The sequence below is a fragment of the Asanoa iriomotensis genome, assembly GCF_016862515.1.
GTDB lineage: Bacteria > Actinomycetota > Actinomycetes > Mycobacteriales > Micromonosporaceae > Asanoa > Asanoa iriomotensis.
The window spans coordinates 15,848-32,748 of sequence record NZ_BONC01000081.1; the positions used below are offsets into that span (position 1 = coordinate 15,848).

At 68.7% G+C, this 16,901-nt stretch carries 12 protein-coding genes and 1 riboswitch; of the genes, 3 read left to right on the plus strand and 9 right to left on the minus strand.

The genetic code is table 11. The features are described 5' to 3' along the window. Positions 1 to 160: 160 nt before the first annotated feature. On the plus strand, positions 161 to 2,008 hold the full coding sequence (ilvD, locus tag Air01nite_RS35325) for a dihydroxy-acid dehydratase (protein WP_203707733.1): 1,848 nt from the start codon (positions 161 to 163) through the stop codon (positions 2,006 to 2,008). On the opposite strand, the gene Air01nite_RS35330 is transcribed toward ilvD, so the two are convergent. Continuing rightward, positions 1,987 to 4,371 (minus strand): glycoside hydrolase family 2 protein, encoded by a 2,385-nt coding sequence (locus Air01nite_RS35330; RefSeq protein ID WP_203707734.1) that lies wholly within the window; start codon positions 4,369 to 4,371, stop codon positions 1,987 to 1,989. The genes ilvD and Air01nite_RS35330 overlap by 22 nt on opposite strands. Positions 4,372 to 4,503: 132 nt before the next feature. On the opposite strand from Air01nite_RS35330, the gene Air01nite_RS35335 reads away from it, so the two are divergent. Next, entirely contained in the window at positions 4,504 to 5,526 is a 1,023-nt protein-coding gene (locus Air01nite_RS35335) for a LacI family DNA-binding transcriptional regulator (RefSeq protein WP_203707735.1), read from the plus strand. Positions 5,527 to 5,761: 235 nt separating this feature from the next. Here Air01nite_RS35335 and Air01nite_RS35340 read toward each other — a convergent pair whose 3' ends face one another. The 5 genes from Air01nite_RS35340 to Air01nite_RS35360 form a co-directional block, all read right to left on the minus strand. Beyond that, positions 5,762 to 6,556 (minus strand): ABC transporter ATP-binding protein, encoded by a 795-nt coding sequence (locus tag Air01nite_RS35340; protein ID WP_203707744.1) that lies wholly within the window; start codon positions 6,554 to 6,556, stop codon positions 5,762 to 5,764. Positions 6,557 to 6,947: 391 nt separating this feature from the next. Next, complete coding sequence (locus Air01nite_RS35345) at positions 6,948 to 7,901, minus strand: ABC transporter ATP-binding protein (protein ID WP_203707736.1); 954 nt, start codon at positions 7,899 to 7,901, stop codon at positions 6,948 to 6,950. A gap of 1 nt (position 7,902) precedes the next feature. Further along, positions 7,903 to 8,823, minus strand: a complete 921-nt coding sequence (locus Air01nite_RS35350; protein WP_203707737.1) for an ABC transporter permease — start codon at positions 8,821 to 8,823, stop codon at positions 7,903 to 7,905. Further along, on the minus strand, positions 8,820 to 9,812 hold the full coding sequence (locus tag Air01nite_RS35355; protein ID WP_203707738.1) for an ABC transporter permease: 993 nt from the start codon (positions 9,810 to 9,812) through the stop codon (positions 8,820 to 8,822). Before Air01nite_RS35355 ends, Air01nite_RS35350 begins: the two co-directional genes overlap by 4 nt. Then, complete coding sequence (locus Air01nite_RS35360; protein WP_203707739.1) at positions 9,812 to 11,551, minus strand: ABC transporter substrate-binding protein; 1,740 nt, start codon at positions 11,549 to 11,551, stop codon at positions 9,812 to 9,814. Before Air01nite_RS35360 ends, Air01nite_RS35355 begins: the two co-directional genes overlap by 1 nt. Before the next feature lie 219 nt (positions 11,552 to 11,770). Continuing rightward, positions 11,771 to 11,859, plus strand: a riboswitch (ZMP/ZTP riboswitch). A 24-nt stretch (positions 11,860 to 11,883) separates the two neighbouring features. Here Air01nite_RS35360 and glyA point away from each other — a divergent pair. Beyond that, on the plus strand, positions 11,884 to 13,152 hold the full coding sequence (gene glyA, locus Air01nite_RS35365; RefSeq protein ID WP_308440004.1) for a serine hydroxymethyltransferase: 1,269 nt from the start codon (positions 11,884 to 11,886) through the stop codon (positions 13,150 to 13,152). A gap of 273 nt (positions 13,153 to 13,425) precedes the next feature. Here the strand turns inward: glyA and Air01nite_RS35370 are convergent, their stop codons facing one another. Genes Air01nite_RS35370 through Air01nite_RS35380 form a run of 3 tightly spaced genes read right to left on the minus strand, consistent with a single transcriptional unit; the run spans position 13,426 to position 16,713 of the window. After that, the gene (locus Air01nite_RS35370; RefSeq protein WP_373310553.1) at positions 13,426 to 15,018 is read right to left on the minus strand and encodes a metallophosphoesterase family protein; all 1,593 of its coding nucleotides are present in this window, start codon (positions 15,016 to 15,018) and stop codon (positions 13,426 to 13,428) included. A 30-nt stretch (positions 15,019 to 15,048) separates the two neighbouring features. Continuing rightward, positions 15,049 to 16,281 (minus strand): PQQ-dependent sugar dehydrogenase, encoded by a 1,233-nt coding sequence (locus tag Air01nite_RS35375; RefSeq protein WP_203707741.1) that lies wholly within the window; start codon positions 16,279 to 16,281, stop codon positions 15,049 to 15,051. 39 nt (positions 16,282 to 16,320) lie between these two features. Beyond that, positions 16,321 to 16,713, minus strand: coding sequence for a VOC family protein (locus Air01nite_RS35380; protein ID WP_203707742.1), 393 nt, complete (start codon positions 16,711 to 16,713; stop codon positions 16,321 to 16,323). Positions 16,714 to 16,901: the final 188 nt, after the last annotated feature.

Genomic DNA, 16,901 nt, shown 5'->3' on the forward strand with positions numbered 1-16,901 from the left:
AAACTGCGCATGGGGGACTGTGTGTGCGACGCGTGATGTCCTGACTACAGGCGCACATTACGGCATATGGTGCAAATCACGGGCGTGGTTGTCCCGTCTGGTGGACGCAGGGCGTACCTGACGCACGCTCGTCCGGTTTTGTGATGCAAGACTTGACAACATGCCCGAGCTGCGTTCCAGGACTTCCACACACGGACGGACCATGGCCGGCGCGCGCGCCCTCTGGCGGGCCACCGGCATGACCGACGACGACTTCGGCAAACCGATCGTCGCGATCGCCAACAGCTTCACGCAGTTCGTACCCGGGCACGTGCACCTTCGCAACATGGGCGCGCTGGTCGCCGAGGCGGTCACCGAGGCGGGCGGCGTCGGGCGCGAGTTCAACACGATCGCGGTCGACGACGGCATCGCGATGGGCCACGGCGGCATGCTCTACTCGCTGCCCAGCCGGGAGCTGATCGCGGACGCCGTGGAGTACATGGTCAACGCGCACACCGCCGACGCGCTGGTCTGCATCTCCAACTGCGACAAGATCACGCCGGGCATGCTGCTGGCCGCGCTGCGCCTCAACATCCCCACCGTGTTCGTCTCCGGCGGGCCGATGGAGGCCGGCAAGACCGTCGCCGTCGACGGCGTCGTGCGCGGCAAGCTCGACCTGATCGACGCGATGATCGCCGCGTCCAACGACGCGGTGACCGACGCCGAGCTCAACGAGATCGAACGGTCCGCCTGTCCGACGTGCGGTTCCTGTTCCGGCATGTTCACCGCCAACTCGATGAACTGCCTGACCGAGGCGATCGGGCTGGCGCTGCCCGGCAACGGCTCGACGCTCGCCACGCACTCGGCGCGGCGGCAGCTGTTCCTCGACGCGGGGCGGACCGTGGTCGACCTGGCGCGGCGGTACTACGACGACGACGACTCGTCGGTGTTGCCGCGCAGCATCGCCACGCGGCCGGCGTTCGAGAACGCGGTGGCGCTGGACGTGGCGATGGGTGGGTCGACCAACACCGTGCTGCACCTGCTGGCCGCGGCCCGCGAGGCCGAGCTGGACTTCGGCGTCAAGGACATCGACGCGATCTCGCGGCGGGTGCCGTGCCTGGCGAAGGTGGCGCCCAACACGCAGAAGTACCACATGGAGGACGTGCACCGGGCCGGCGGGATTCCGGCGATCCTGGGTGAGCTGGCGCGGGGCGGGGCGCTGGACACGTCGGTGCACTCGGTGCACTCGCCGTCGTTGTCGTCGTGGCTTTCCGAGTGGGACATCCGTTCCGGGTCCGCTTCCCCTGCCGCCGTTTCGCTGTTCCACGCGGCTCCCGGTGGGGTGCGGACGACCGAGCCGTTCTCGACGTCGAACCGGTGGTCCACGTTGGACACCGACGCCGCCGACGGGTGCATCCGGGACTTCGCGCACGCGTACACCGTCGATGGTGGTCTGGCGATACTGCACGGCAACCTGGCGCCGGAGGGCGCCGTGGTGAAGACCGCGGGTGTCGACGAGGAGCTGTGGCGGTTCAGCGGGCCGGCGAAGGTGTTCGAGTCCCAGGAGGCGGCGGTCGACGGCATCCTGGCCAAGGAGATCCAGCCGGGTGACGTCGTGGTGATCCGCTACGAAGGACCGCGCGGTGGGCCGGGCATGCAGGAGATGCTGTACCCGACGTCGTTCCTGAAGGGGCGCGGGCTGGGGAAGGCGTGCGCGCTGATCACCGACGGGCGGTTCTCCGGTGGGACGTCCGGGCTGTCGATAGGGCACGTGTCGCCGGAGGCCGCGGGCGGTGGGTTGATCGCTCTGGTCGAGGAGGGCGACGAGATCGTGATCGACATTCCGGCGCGGTCGTTGACCTTGAACGTTTCTGACGAGGTGTTGTCGGCGCGGCGGGTCGCTCAAGAGAAGCGGGAGAAGCCTTACACGCCTGTCGACCGCGAGCGGCCGGTGTCGGCGGCGTTGCGGGCCTATGCGTCCATGGCTACCTCGGCCAGTGACGGCGCTTACCGGAAGGTGCCGGAGTAGTCGTCGTTCACGCAGCGGAGCACCGGCTTGTCTGTCGGTGCTCCGATCGTGAAGGTCACTGATTCGCCCGGGAAGAGGGTCAGTAGGGCGTCGTCGGGATCCGTGCGGTCCGGGTAGAGGGTCAGGTCGCGCAGGAAGGTGCGGGCCGTGACGGTCAGCTTGGTTCCGTCGAGCTTTGTGTCGTACTCCGCTTTGGGGTAGGCCATGTCCTTGTCCTCGGCGTAGAACCACCAGGCGCGTTCGCCGTCCGCCTCTGCCCACAGCACCTCTGTGTGCGGGTCGTCGGGTGTGGCGATGGCGTGTGTTATCTCGGTTTTGCTGTGGGGCGCCACTTTTACGTGACTGGTTTGTTGTGCTTTCGTTTCGCCGTCCAGTGTGGACCTTCTGGTGACGACGGTCGTTTGCCAGGGGGTGCCGGTGTCGTTGACGAGGACGGCCTTCTCGTGGTTCAGGGTCAGCAGGCGGTCCGCGTACGCCCTTCGTAGGGCGTACCACATGGGTTTGCGGCGGCCGGCGCCGTCGATCGCGCTCCATGAGGTGACCGGCCAGCAGTCGTTGAGTTGCCAGACGATGGTGCCCATGCAGTACGGGCGGAGGGCGCGGAAGTGCTCGACTCCCAGCTGGATGGCGCGGGCCTGGTTGACCTGGGTCAGGTAGTGCCAGTCCGCCGTGTGGTGTGTTCTCTTGAAGTGCGCGTCCAGTCCACGTTGGAGCTTCTGCTGGCCGTCGGCCGCCTTCTGGTGGTGGAGCATACCGGGTGAGTCTTCGGTCAGCGGGTCGTCGGTGATCGACTCTTTGATCGTGGCCCAGGAGGGTGGGGCCTGGTAGCCGAACTCGGCGACGAACCTGGGCCGGTGGTCGCGGTAGTGTGTGTAGTCCTTCTGGTTCCAGACGTCCCAGATGTGCATCGTGCCGTGGGCCGGGTCGTTGGGGTGCCGGTCGTCGGTGCCGGACCAGGGGCTGCCGGGCCAGTACGGTCTCGTGGGGTCGAGGTCTTCGACGATGGCTGGAAGAGTCCGGTGGTAGTAGCCCGCGCCCCAGGTCTTGTCGTCGAGCTTGTCGCGCCAGCCCCAGTCCGCGTGGCCCCAGATGTTCTCGTTGTTGCCGCACCACCAGATCAGGCTCGGGTGGCTGGCCAGGCGCACCACCTGCTCGGCCGCCTCGGCGGCTACTTCGGTGGCGAAGGGTTCCTCCTCGGGGTAGGCGGCGCAGGCGAAGAGGAAGTCCTGCGTGACCATGAGGCCGTACGCGTCGGCCAAGTCGTAGAAGTCCTCCGACTCGTAGCGGCCGCCGCCCCAGACGCGCAGCAGGTTGACGTTGGCGCCGGTGGCCTGTTGGAGGCGCTGGTCGAGGCGCTCTCTGGTGATCCGGGACGGGAAGACGTCGTCGGGGATCCAGTTGACGCCGCGCACGAAGATCGGTTGGTCGTTGACCGTCACGGTGAACGGGGTGCCGTCCGCGTCGGGCGTGGTGCCGATGCGGACGTCGCGGAACCCGATCTTGCGGTGCCAGGTGTCGAGGGTCGTGCCGGTGTTGTCGGCGAGCGTGACCTCGAGGTCGTAGCGGGGCTGGTCGCCGTATCCGCGGGGCCACCAGCGTCTCGGCTCGGGGATCTCGAGCGTCAGGTGTGCGGTGTCGCCGGCGGTGGTCGCGCTGGTGGTGTGCTTCCCGACGGTCGCGGTGAGTGTGAGGGGGCCGTCGGTGGCGCGGGCGATGTCGGCGTGCACCTCGACTCGGCCCGTGTCGCCGTCGACCGTCACCAGTGGACGGACGCGGTCGAGCCGGGCGGTGTGCCAGAGGTGGAGGTCGACCGGCTGCCAGACGCCGGCGGTGACAAGGTTTGGGCCCCAGTCCCAGCCGAAGTTGCAGGCCATCTTGCGGATGAAGTTGAACGGTTCAGGGTAGGCGTTGGGTCGGTCGCCGAGGGTGCGTTGCCAGTGCTCGGCGTAGTCGCGCGCCGGGTGGAAGGTGATCCGCAGTTCGTTGGTGCCAGGCTGCAGGCCGTCGCGGACGTCGAAGCGGTAGGACCTGTGCATGTTGGCGGTGCTGCCGAGCGGGACGCCGTTGAGCTCCAGGTCGGCGATGGTGTCGAGGCCTTCGCAGACGAGGTCGACCCGGTCGTGCCCGCCTGGGCCCCGCCAGTCGAAGCGCGCGGTGTAAGTCCAGGTTGTTCTTCCGACCCACTGGAGCAGGGTCTCGTTGCGGTCGTGGAACGGTTCAGGAATCAGCCCGGCGGCGAGGAGGTCGGTGTGCACGCAACCGGGCACGGCAGCGGGAATCGCTCCGGCGGCGGCCACATTCTCGGGGACCTCGTTGCCGGCCGCGGGCGCGAACGTCCAGCCGGCATTGAGCGTTTTCCGCATGGGCCCTCGACTCTCCGCCGATGCGATCTGCTGAACCGGATAAGTTGAATTGACGGTACGATGGTCGCGGGAATGCTGTCAACGGCGGTGGTAGCTTGCCCTCGGCAACCATTTCTCCGTCGGGAGGCAGGGGTGAAGCGGCCGACGATCGCCGACATCGCGCGGCGGGCGGGCGTCTCGAAGGGCGCGGTGTCATATGCCCTCAACGGCCAACGCGGCGTGTCGGAGGCAACCCGCCGCCGCATCCTGGCGATCGCCGACGAGATCGGCTGGAACCCACACAGCGCGGCCCGCGCCCTCTCGGGCGCCGCGGCGGACACCATCGGCCTGGCGTTGCGCCGCCCGGCCCGGGTCCTCGGCTTCGAGCCGTTCTACATGGAGCTCATCAGCGGTGTGGAGGCGGAGCTGTCGGACCGCGCGTACGCCCTGATGCTGCAGATCGTGGCCGACGCGGACGCGGAGGTCGACGTCTACCGCCGCTGGTGGGGCGAACGCCGGGTCGACGGGGTCCTGATCTGCGACCTACGGGTGTCGGACCCACGCATCCCGGTGGTCACGGACCTACACCTGCCAGCGGTGGTGGTCGGCGGCCCGGAAGGCGTGGGCGACGTCCCGCACGTCTGGAACGACGACGCCGCGGCCCTGATCGAGACGGTGGAGTATCTGGCGGCGTTGGGCCACCGCCGCATCGCGCGGGTGGCGGGCCTGCCGGATCTGTGGCACACGCGGGTGCGGGCAGGGGCGTTCAAGGAGGCGTGCGGACGCCTGGGCGTGAAGTGGTCGCAGACGATCGGCACCGACTATTCGGGGGAAGAAGGCGCGCAGGCCACCCGCCGGCTGCTGAGCGGCGAGACCCGCCCGACCGCGGTGATCTACGACAACGACGTGATGGCGGTGGCGGGCCTGGGGGTGGCCCAGGAGATGGGGCTGACCGTTCCGGGAGATCTGTCCATAGTGGCTTTCGACGACTCACCGCTGTGCCGGCTGGTGCATCCGTCGTTGACGGCTCTGGCCCGTGACATCCCCGCCTACGGCGCGCTGGCGGCACGCCAACTCCTGGCCGCTATTGGGGGGCAGTCGGTCGGCTCGGTCCAGGACGCGACCGCACGTCTGGTCCCCCGCGCCAGCACCGCCAAGCCACGCCCCGTCGACTAGGGACACCACCCCCTCTCCGGACTCCGCGACGCCCACACCTGCCAACCGCACCGCCGCGGCCTTCGGCCATGGCCGGGCATCGGACGCCCGAGCCCACTCGGACCCCACCGACCGCGACGGTGTGTGCACTGAACCGCTTTGCTCTTGGCCGGCCAGGTCGGCACCAAGCCCGTCCTGGTCGGTTCGGTTGTGGACGTTGATCGGTAGGTCGTGTCTCGGACCCAGACGAAACTAGCTACTTAACCGGTTCATTCCAGCGGGTGTGCAAATGAGGGACCGCGGCCAGGAGATTGCGGGTGTATTCGTGCTGTGGGCGGGCGAATACCTCATCCGTCGGGCCGGACTCGACGACTTCGCCCGCGCGAAGGATGACCGTGCGGTCGCTGATGTAGGTGCCCAGCGCCAGGTCGTGCGTGACGAACAGGACGCCCAGGCCCTTGGTCTTCAGGTCGCCGAGCAGGTTGAGCACGTCGATCCGGGTCGAGGCGTCGAGCATGCTGATGATCTCGTCGGCCACCAGCAGACGGATGTCCAACAGCAGCGCCCGGGCGATCAGCATGCGCTGGAGTTGCCCGCCGCTGAGTTGGTGCGGGTACTTGTCCAGCACGTCAGCGGGCTCGAGCCGGACGCCTTCGAGTGCGGCCTCGACCCGCCGGCGCCACTTGATGGCCGGCACCGATGGAAAGAAGCCGTCGCGGACCAGTGCGAAGACGCGGTCCGCCTTGAACACCGGGTTGAACGTGCTGAACGGATCCTGGAACACACCCTGCACCTGCCGGTGATAGCCGCGCAGGGCCCGACCCCGCAGCCCTCCGACCGGCACGTCGTCGAACGTGATGCTCCCCCGGGTCGGCGACGCCAACCCGAGGACCATCCGCCCGATCGTGGTCTTGCCGCTGCCGCTCTCCCCGATCAGCGAGACCACCTCGCCGGCCCGGACCTCCATCGACACATCCCGAACGGCCGTCAATTCTCGGGTGCCGAACGCACCCAACCGATAGGTCTTCCACACCCCGTCAAGCCGCAGCATCACGATCCTCCCCTTCGACCCAACGGCCCAAGGTCACTCCCGGCGGCCATGGCCTGGAACCCGACGCCCGCCGCCAGCCTGACCGGCTCGCCCCGCTCGTCGGTGCTCTCGACGGCGCCCAGCACGATCCCGACTTCCGGCAGGCCACCTGCTGGTTTTCGACCACCTCAACGGACGGCAGCATCACGATCTCCCCCGTCGACCCGACGACCCGAGGTCACACCCTCCGGCCATGGCCTGGAACCCGACGCCCGCCGCCCGCCCGTCACGACCCGGCCTTCCAGCAGGCCACCTCAACGAACGACAGCATCACGATCTCCCCCGTCGACCCGACGACCCAAGGTCGCACCCTCCGGCCATGGCCTGGAACCCGACGCTCGCCGACCGCCCGTCACGAACCCGCCTTCCAGCAGGCCACCTGGTGGTTTTCGGCCACCTCTACGAACGGTGGTTGTTCGGCGCATTTGTCGAAGGCCAGTGGGCACCGGGCGCGGAAGCGGCAGCCTTGCGGTGGGTTGCGTAGGCCCGGTGGGCGGCCGGGTATACCGGTTAACCTGCGGTCGCCGAAGCGGGCGCCGACCTCGGGCAGCGCGCCGATCAGCAGTTGGGTGTAGGGATGAAGCGGTTCCGTTACGACCACATCGGAGGGTGCTTTCTCGGCCAGGCGGCCCGCGTACATGACCATGATCGTGTCGGCGATCTGGTAGACCAGCGAGATGTCGTGGGTGACCACCAACATGCTGCGGACGTAGCCGCGGTCGCGGAACTCGACCAGTGTCTCGGCCACCGCCCGCTGTGTCGAGACGTCCAGCGCCGACGTCACCTCGTCCGCCACCAACAAGGCCGGGTCGCGCAGCGTGGACAGCACCAGGACCACGCGCTGCTTCATCCCGCCCGACAGCTCGATCGGGTAGTTCTCCAGGACTCGCTCCGGCAGTCCCACCAGGGCCAGCCGGCGGGTCAGCTCCGGCAGAGTTGCCGCGTAGGAGATGCCGTGTGCCGCCAGTAGGTCAGCGACCAGGCGGCCGATTCGGCGGGTCGGGTTGAGTGCGCTCATCGCGTACTGCGGGATGAGCGAGACTGACGTGAAGCGGAACCGGTCCATCGCGCGGTCGTCGGCGATCGGCAGGTTCTCGCCGTCGAGGGTCACCGTGCCGCCGACGTGTTTCATCCGGTTGTCCAGGCGGATCAGGCTCTTGCCCAATGTGGACTTGCCGCAGCCCGACTCGCCGACCACGCCCATGATCTCGCCGGCCGCGACCGAGAACGAGACACCGTCGAGTGCCCGGACGTCGCCGCGGAGCGTTCGGTAATGCACGCGTAGGTCGGAAACCTGGAGCGTCACCTCACATCTCCCGCAGCTTGGGGTTGAAGACCTCGTCCAGCCCGACGTTCATCACGTACAGCGCGCCTACGATCGCCGTTATCGCCGCCCCCGGCGGGACGAACCACCACCACAGTCCTAGATGGAGCGCGCTCCAGTGGACCGCGCTGTTCATCATCAGGCCGAGCGACACCACGTCCGTCGGCCCCAGGCCGATGAAGTCGAGCGTCGCCGCCATCAGCACCGCGCCGCCGAACAGCAGGATGAATGTCATGAACAGGTAGGAGCTCATGTTCGGCGCGATCTCCCGGCGGATCACCGCGAGCGGCCGCATCCCGCTTAACCGGGCCAGGTCGACGAACTCCCTTGACCGCAGCGAGAAGGTCTGCGCCCGCACCGCGCGCGCCACCCACGGCCACGAGAACAGGCCGATGAACAGCGCCTGCATGGGCACCGAGGTGATGCCGACGTACGCGTGCAGGATGATCAGCACCGCCAGCGCCGGCAGGACCAGCACGATGTTGGTCAGCATGTTGAGCAGCTCGTCGACCAGACCACCGCGGTAGCCGGCGACGAAGCCGATCGTCATGCCGATCAGGCCGGCCAGGCCACCGCCCAGCAGGCCCACCACGAACGTCGACCGGATCCCGTTGGCGAACTGCAGGAACACGTCCTGCCCGAAGGTGGTCGTGCCGAACCAGAAGTCCGCCGACGGCGGCGACGAGGGCGGGCCCACGTACTCGTTGGGGCCGTGGTCCGTGAAGAACGGCGCGACCAGGCCGAGCACGAGGAACGCGAGGATCACGACCGTGCCGCCGACCACCTTCCGGTTTCGCAGCGCGAAATGGAGCACATCGCGGCGGCGCGGACCGGCCACCGGCGTAACCGGTTCAGCGGGCGCCGGCGCACCGGTTGCCGAAACGTGTTCGGTGGTGTCGGTCATGTCGCCCCCTGCATGCCGGTCCGGGTGCGCGGGTCCACCAGGACGTACACGATGTCGATCAGGAAGTTGGCGGCCAGCACGCCGATCACGATGAACAGGAAGACCCCCTGCAGGAGGAAGAAGTCCTGGTTCTGGATGGCCTGCAGGATGAGGTGGCCGAGGCCCGGGTACGCGAAGACGATCTCGGTCACCAGCGCGCCGGCCACCAGGACGCCGAGTTGCAGCGCGAGGCCGGTCAGCTGCGGCAGCAACGCGTTGCGGAACGCGTACCGCCGGATCAGCCGGCGTGGTGCGCCAAGCGCGGCCAGATAGTTCGCGTAGTCGGCCTCCAGCTCGTAGATGATCAGGTTGCGCATCCCGATCGCCCAGCCGCCGAACGCCACCAGGAACAGCGAGAGGAACGGCAGGAACCAGTGCTGGGCAAGGCTTCCGACGAACGCCCACGACCATTCCGGCCGCATCTCGAAGCTGTAGCCGCCGGCGACCGGGAACAGCCCGGCCACGATGCCGAGACCCCAGGCGAGCAGGATCCCCAACCACATGTACGGCGTGGCGGTCAGCGCGTACGACACCGGCAGCGCGGTGTTGTCGAGCCACTTTCGGCGAGCCGCCAGAGCGCCCACCTTGTTGCCGGCCCACCAGCTCAACAGGATCGACGGCAGCAGCAGCGCGAGCGTGTAAGGCACCGCGTCGACGATGACGTCCGCCACCGGCGCCGGAAACAACCACACGCTCACGCCGAGGTTGCCCTGGAACAGCTCAACCCAGTATTTCAGATATTGCTTCCACAATGGAACGTCGAGCCCGAACACGTTCTCGTAGTAGGCCCGCATGGGCGCGATGGCCTCCGGGTTCGAGACCGACGTGCGGGTCAACATGCGCAGGACCGGATCCCCCGGCATGAACCGGGGGATCAACCAGTTCAGCGTCACCGCGACCACGAAGGTCAGGGCATAGATGGCGAGCTTGCGGCCGAAGTACCGCCTCATCAGCCGACCGGCTTCAGTTGGGTCAGCATCTTGATGCTGCCCATCTCCCACAGGTTGTTCCAGGTCGTCGGCAGGTCCTTGGGTGCGTCACCGGCCGACGACGGCCAGTTGGTCCAATGTGTCGTGTTGTACTGCGCCCACAGGCCGTTGTACCAGAGCGGGATCATCGGCAGCTCGGTCAGGTGGATCCGCTCCAGCTCGGCCATCGTCGTCTTGAACTCCGGCGCGTCCTGCGGCGTGCGGGCCAGCTTCTGCACGAGGTCCCACGCCGCCTTGTTCTCGTAGCGCGCGAAGTTGGCGGCGAACTGCTGCGGCTGGATCGGGAGCTGGAAGACGTAGTTGTAGTACTGCCACGGCGTGTTCGACAACCCGGCCCAGTTGTTGAGCAACAGGTCGAACGTGCCGGCGGTACGGGCGTCGTCGAGCGCGCCGGCGTCGGGGAACTCGGGCACCACGTTGATCCCGGCGGCCTGCGCACTGGCGCTGATCACCCGGGCCGCCTCCATCCAGTCGGTCCAGCCGGCCGGCACGATCAGCGACAGCTTGACCGGTTTACCGTCCTTGCCCTCGACGAACCCGTCCCGGTTGGTGTCCTGGTAGCCGGCGTCCGCCAGCGTCTTCTTGGCCTTGGCCGTGTCGAACCCGAAGCCGCTCTGGCTCACCACGGACTGGTCGACGAACTGGTCCCAGACGGGCAGCAGACCGGTCGGGTTGGCGGCGCGGACGATATTGCCGTACACACCCTCGACGATCTTCTTCGTGTCGATCGAGCCGGCCAGCGCCCGCCGGAACGCGACGTCGTTCATCGGCGCCTTGGTGGTGTTGGGAATCAGCATCGCCGTGTTGGCCGACAGCATGTACGGCGGCTCGGGGAAGTACGTCTTGATCTTGAAGTCGCCCTTGACCAGGTTGGCGATGCCCGGCAGGAAGTTGTTGGACAGGTCCATGTTGCCCTGCAGCAGCAGGCCGAGCGCGACCTCGTTGCTGGAGTTGACGATGTCCACGATGTACGTCGGCTTCACGTCGAGGCTCAGCGCCTTGGTCGCCCACCAGTCCGCCTTCTTCTTCCACACCATGCGGTCCTGGTCGTGGGTCAGATACTCGTAGGGCCCCGTCCCGACCGGCTTCTCGTTGGCGTTCGTGGTGATGTCGGCCTCGGAGCGCGACTCCCAGATGTGCTTGGGCACGATCGCGTTCTCGTACAGCCAGTTCTCCCACTCCTGGATCCGCGGGTCCGTGAAGGTGAACCGCACGGTGCGCGGGTCGACGACGTCGACGGCGGAGAGCCAGGTCCAGAGATTGCTGTACGGGACGGCTTTGATCTTCCCGAGCTCGACGGTGTATTTCACGTCGTCGGCGGTCAGCGGCTTGCCGTCGCCCCAGCTGACGCCCTCGCGCAGCGTCAGCGTGTAGGTCTTGTCGGCCCACTCGCCCTTCTCCGCGAGCCAGGGAGCGAGCTCGGTCTTCTGCGGGTCGAACAGGAACAACGTCTCGTACGCCAGGCCGACGGTGCCCATCGCGTGCCCCGGAATGATCGGGTTCCAGCTGTTGGGCGGTCCCCACTGGGTGCCGCTGGTGTAGAGCGTCTCGTTGCGCGGGTAGGCACCGCCTCCACCGCCGGGACCGGGCAGCCCGCCGGCACCCGATGTCGCGGCGCCGTCGTCTCCGCCGGTGCACCCCGCCATGCCCATCGCGAGCGCGAGCACGCCCGCCACCAGCCACCTCGACCGCCTATGCATTGCCGTCCTCCTCTAGCCGGGAGTCTCAGACGTGCGATGTTAGGTAGATCACTTAACCGGATAAGTGATGACACTGAAACATGGCTTTCGGTTGTCGTCAAGGGCACAACCAGCAATGAGGGTCGCCAAATGGGAGCGCGCCCACTTAACCGGTTGCTTTAGCAGTCTTCGATGCCTCGGCGCGGGCGCCCGCAACAGGAGCCTGCTCGGCTAGCATTTCCAGGTACTCGCGACTGGCGCAGCGAGGTGGAACTGACCACCGGGGAGCGACCACAGGCAACGCCGCACCGCGCGCCTGGGTGTGGTGTTCGTCCGATGCCTCAGGAGGCGCCGTGCACGTGCCATCGATCCCCCACCTGACCGCCGAAGACCCCGACCTGGCCGCCCTCGTCGAGGCCGAGGCCACCCGCCAGCACGACAAGCTGCGGATGATCGCCTCCGAGAACTACGTGTCCGAGGCGGTGCTCGAGGCGAGCTCCACCGTGCTGACGAACAAATACAGCGAGGGCTACGCGGGGCGGCGCTACTACGAGGGCCAGCAGCTCATCGACCCGATCGAGACGCTGGCGGTCGACCGGGCGAAGAGCCTGTTCGGCGTCGACCACGCCAACGTCCAGCCGTACTCCGGCTCACCCGCCAACCTCGCCGTCTACCTGGCGTTCCTGCAGCCGGGCGACACCGTGATGGGCATGTCGCTGCCGATGGGCGGGCACCTGACCCACGGCTGGTCGGTGTCGGCGACGGGCAAGTGGTTCAACCCGGTCCGCTACGCGGTCGACCGGGAGACGGGCCGGATCGACCTTGACGAGGTACGCGATCTGGCGCGCGCCGAACGTCCCAAGGTGATCTTCTGCGGCGGCACCGCCGTACCCCGGACGATTGATTTCCCTGGTTTCGCCGCCATCGCCCGCGAGGTGGGCGCCGTCCTGGTCGCCGACATCGCGCACATCGCTGGCCTGATCGCGGGCGGCGCCCACCCGTCGCCGGTCGGGCACGCCGACGTGATCACCACGACGACGCACAAGACCCTCCGCGGCCCGCGTGGCGCCATGATCATGACGACCGCCGAGCACGCGACGGCGATCGACAAGGCCGTCTTCCCGGGCCTGCAGGGCGGGCCGCACAACCACACGACCGCGGCCATCGCGGTGGCGCTGCGGGAAGCTTCGACGTCAGAGTTTCGCGCTTACGCGCACCAGGTCGTCGCCAACGCGGCGGCGCTCGCTGAGGCGCTGACCGAGCGCGGCTTCACGCTGATCTCGGGCGGCACCGACAACCACCTGATCCTCGCTGACCTGACCGCCAAGGGCATCGCGGGCAAGCCGGCCGCGCAGGCGCTCGACCGGGCGGGGATCGAGCTCAACTACAACACGGTGCCGTTCGACACACGCAAGCCGTTCGATCCGTCCGGCATCCGGCTGGGCACGCCGGCCCTGACCACGCGGGGGCTCACCGAGCAGCACATGCCGCAGGTCGCCGCGTGGATGGACGAGGCTGTGACGGCGGCGCTCAAGGACGACGAGGCGTCGATCGAGCGGATCGCGGGCGAGGTCCGCGACCTGCTGGCCGGCTTCCCGATGCCGGGCTACCGCGCCGCGTAGCCGTTTCGGAAGGGCTGGGCGGCGCGAATCCGCCGCCCAGCCACCCCCGAGTCAGCGGGAAGCCTGGTCGGGACACCGTCGCGGCGGTGCTCGGTTCGACCGCGACGTCGCCCGGAGGGGCGGAGCGCGACGACGTACCCGCCGACCGGATCGAGGCACGCCCGCAGGACGCTGCCGGGCCACCCGTTTTGCGCCACCCGCATCGCGGGCCGGTCGGCCATTGCCGCGGCACCCGGCCGGAGGCCTGTGCTCAGCTCGAGCGGACGCGAAGAGTCAGTTGCCGTCCAGGGTCGTCGCGGTCGGGGTCGGGGTCGGCGTCGCGGTGGCACTGGGCTGCGGCGGCGCCGGGGTGATCGGTGAGCCGGGCTGCGGCCGCCCGACGACCGTGCGGTTGAGGGTCACCTGGGCCTGGCCGGTGCCGCCGAGCTGGATGTCGTCGTACGCCTGCAAGGTCTTGGTGTTGTCGAAGTAGAGCACCGACATCTGCAGCGGCGTCGGCTCGTCCTTCTCCAGGCCGCGCAGGCCCGCGCCGCCCGTCGACCCCTCGACCAGCACCCGGCTGGGGGTCTTGATGCCCGGCCCCGGCGGCAGCGAACGCACCTCGCGGCGGTGCAGGTGGCCGGCCAGGATGGTCGGGCAGACGCCGTTGAGGGCCGGCGCCGACTCCGGGTCGTGCACCAGGCAGACGTCGGCGGGCTTGCCGCTCGCGCGGATGGTCGCCGCCAACTCGGCGCCGGCGTTGTAGACCTGCTCGATGACCTGCCGCGAGCGGCCCGAGCCGGTCGGCGAGGTCTCCTTGTCGGGGGTGAAACGGGGGTCGCCGATGCCGGCGATGCGCAGGCCCGCCACGTCGACGACCTTGTTCTCCAGGACGACCGAGTTGCGCTGGCGGCCCACCGCGGCGGCGGTCACGGCCGAGTCATGATTGCCGCGGATGTAGACGTAGGGGACGCCGAGGAGGGAGATCGACGCGACGTACGTGGCCTCGGGCTCGGAGCCCCAGTCGGTGATGTCGCCGGTGTCGATCACGGCGTCGATGTCGAACTGCTCGACAACGGTGCGGATCGTGGGCCAGGCCGACGGGTTCAGGTGCAGGTCGGAGACGTGCAGGATGCGGATGCCGCCGTCGACCTGGTTGTAGATCGGCAGCTTGTTGACCGTCGTGTAGATCCGGCTGACGTTGGCGACGATGGCCTTGAGCTGGTCGGCGTACTTGCCGTAGTCCTGCGCGATCCGCCGCGCGTCACCCACGATCGCGGGGGCGTTGACCAGGAGGCCCTCGTACCGCGGCTGCTCGATCGAGTCCGGTCGCAGGGTGCCGGCGGCGAGCCCGAACGTGCTCACGGTGACGAGCAGCGCGACACCGCCGCACCAGGCCGCCCGCCGGGTGCTGCGGAAGACCAGCAGGCCGATGACGACGGCGCCGAGCACCGAGACGGAGACGGTGCGGAAGCCGAGCCGCAGGATCCCGTCCTGCAGGTCGTCGACCACCGTCTGGCTCGCCCGGGTGATGCCGGACGGGTCGTTGAGCAACGCCTGGGTGCGCTCCTGGTCGAGGGCGCCGAGGCGGACGGTCAGCCGGAGCGGGCCGTCGTGGCTGTTGATGTGCAGCGCGCCCAGCGGCGGCACCACCACCTCGGTCTCGCCGGTGGCCGCCGGCCGCACCGACATCTCGGCCTGGAACGGGCCGATGTCGGTCTGCGCGCGGGCGCCGAGCAGCACGCCGAGGACCAGGCCGACCAGCGAGACCGCGATGATCGACAGGAGCACGCCGGTGCGCCGGCTGAACCTCGACGACGGGATCCGGCGCACAGCCGACCAGAGCCGGGCGCGCCACCCGGGCTTGGCCTCGCCCTCCTCAGTCACGGGATCCATCTTTACCCGCCCGCGGCACGATCAACTCTTTCCCGCGCCGCCGTCCGAGAACACGAGCCGGAGGATGCGGTCGTCGTCGGGTTTGGGCTCGCCACGCCCGTCCTTGTTGGAGGTGCTGACCCAGAGCGAACCGTCGGGCGCGACGGCCGCCGCGCGTAGTCGGCCGTATTCGCCCTGTAGCAGCGAGCGGGGCGCGCCGAGGATCGTGCCGGAGTCGGTCAGCTCCATCGCCCATAGTCGCTCGCCGCGCAGGCACGCCGCGACCAGCACCCGCTCGACGATCGCCGCGCCCGAGCACGAGGACTCGCTGGTCGGCCAGGTGACCAGCGGATCGACGAACTTGCCCTGGTTGGCGCCGTCGGCCTTCCCCTCGACCGTCGGCCAGCCGTAATTTTTGCCCGGCTGGATCTGGTTGATCTCGTCCCAGGTGCTCTGCCCGAACTCGGTGGCCCAGAGCCGCTTGCCGGAGTCCCAGGCGATGCCCTGGACGTTGCGGTGACCCATCGAATAGATCAGCGAGTTGGGGAACGGGTTGCCGGGCGCCGGCTTGCCGTCGGCGGTCATCCGCAGGATCTTGCCGCCGAGGCTCGTCTTGCTCTGGGCGAGCCCGCGGTCGGAGGCGTCGCCCGTGGTCGCGTAGAGGAAGCCGTCGGGCCCGAACGCGAGCCGCCCGCCGTTGTGGATGCCGGACAACGGGATCCCGGTGACGATCGGCTTGGGCGCCTGCCCCAGCGTCAGCTTGGCGACGCGGTTGTCCTCGGCAGTCGAGTAATACACGAATACGGATTTGTCCGACTCGTACTTGGGTGACACCGCGATCCCCATCAGCCCGCCCTCACCCTGCGCGTCGACCACGTCGAGGGTCTGCACGGTCGCCACCTTGAGCCCGCCGGCATCGGACTCAGGGCCGACCTTGAGGATCCGCGCAGTGTCGCGCTCCGTCACCAGAGCGCCACCGTCGGGCAGGAAGGCGATGCCCCACGGCACTTCGAGCCCCTTGGCGATGACCGAGACAGCCACCGACTGGTCGACGCCGCCGCCCCGGGAAGCCGACGGATCGGCCGACGGCGTCGGCAGGTTGGGCGGCTTGCCCGCCGCGTCGGGCTCGGGCGGCCCGAACGAGCAACCACCAACCGCGAGCAGCAGCGCAGCAGCGACGAGGGCGGCTGGGCCCCGGCGTCGCCGGCGTCGGAGCAGTGGATGGCGGGTCACGCGGAGAAGCCTAGCGGGGCAGTCTGACAAGACGGTGTGCATGCAACAACGAAGCCGCGCCGCGCCCGCGCGGTTCCGGCGTCAGCCCTCGACGATCGGCTCGGACACGATCCACAGGTGTCCGTAGGGGTCGGCGAGGCGCCCGTCCTTCATGCCGTACCCATGGTCAGCGACGGGAAAGACGACCGTCGCGCCGGCGTCGACCAGCGCTTTCGCCGCGGCGTCGGCATCGGTGACGCCGAGATGCATGATCACGGGCGTCCCACCGAGCGAGGTCGGCGACGGATCACCGCCGTCATCGTCCTTGAGGTGAATCCGCGAGCTGCCGATGGTGAGTTCGGTGTGGACGATCCGCCCGCGGTCGTCGGTGAAGCGCGTGCCCTCGACAGCGCCGAGCGCCCGCTCGTAGAACGCCACAGCGCCGGCTCCGTCGGCCACCACCAGGCGCGGGATCAGTTCGGTCACGAGTTCCATACGCCCATCGTCACCCCGGACGGCGCGCGATGTATTGGAAGAAACGCGCGATCACGGATCTGGTCCCGGGTCCGCGGTGGGCACGACCGCCGCTCCCGCCGGACACCGCTCCGGTGCCAGATCCGCTGCGGCTCACGGACAACCACAGAAACCCCAAGACCAACAAACCGCCCGCAGCGCGGCTGCGA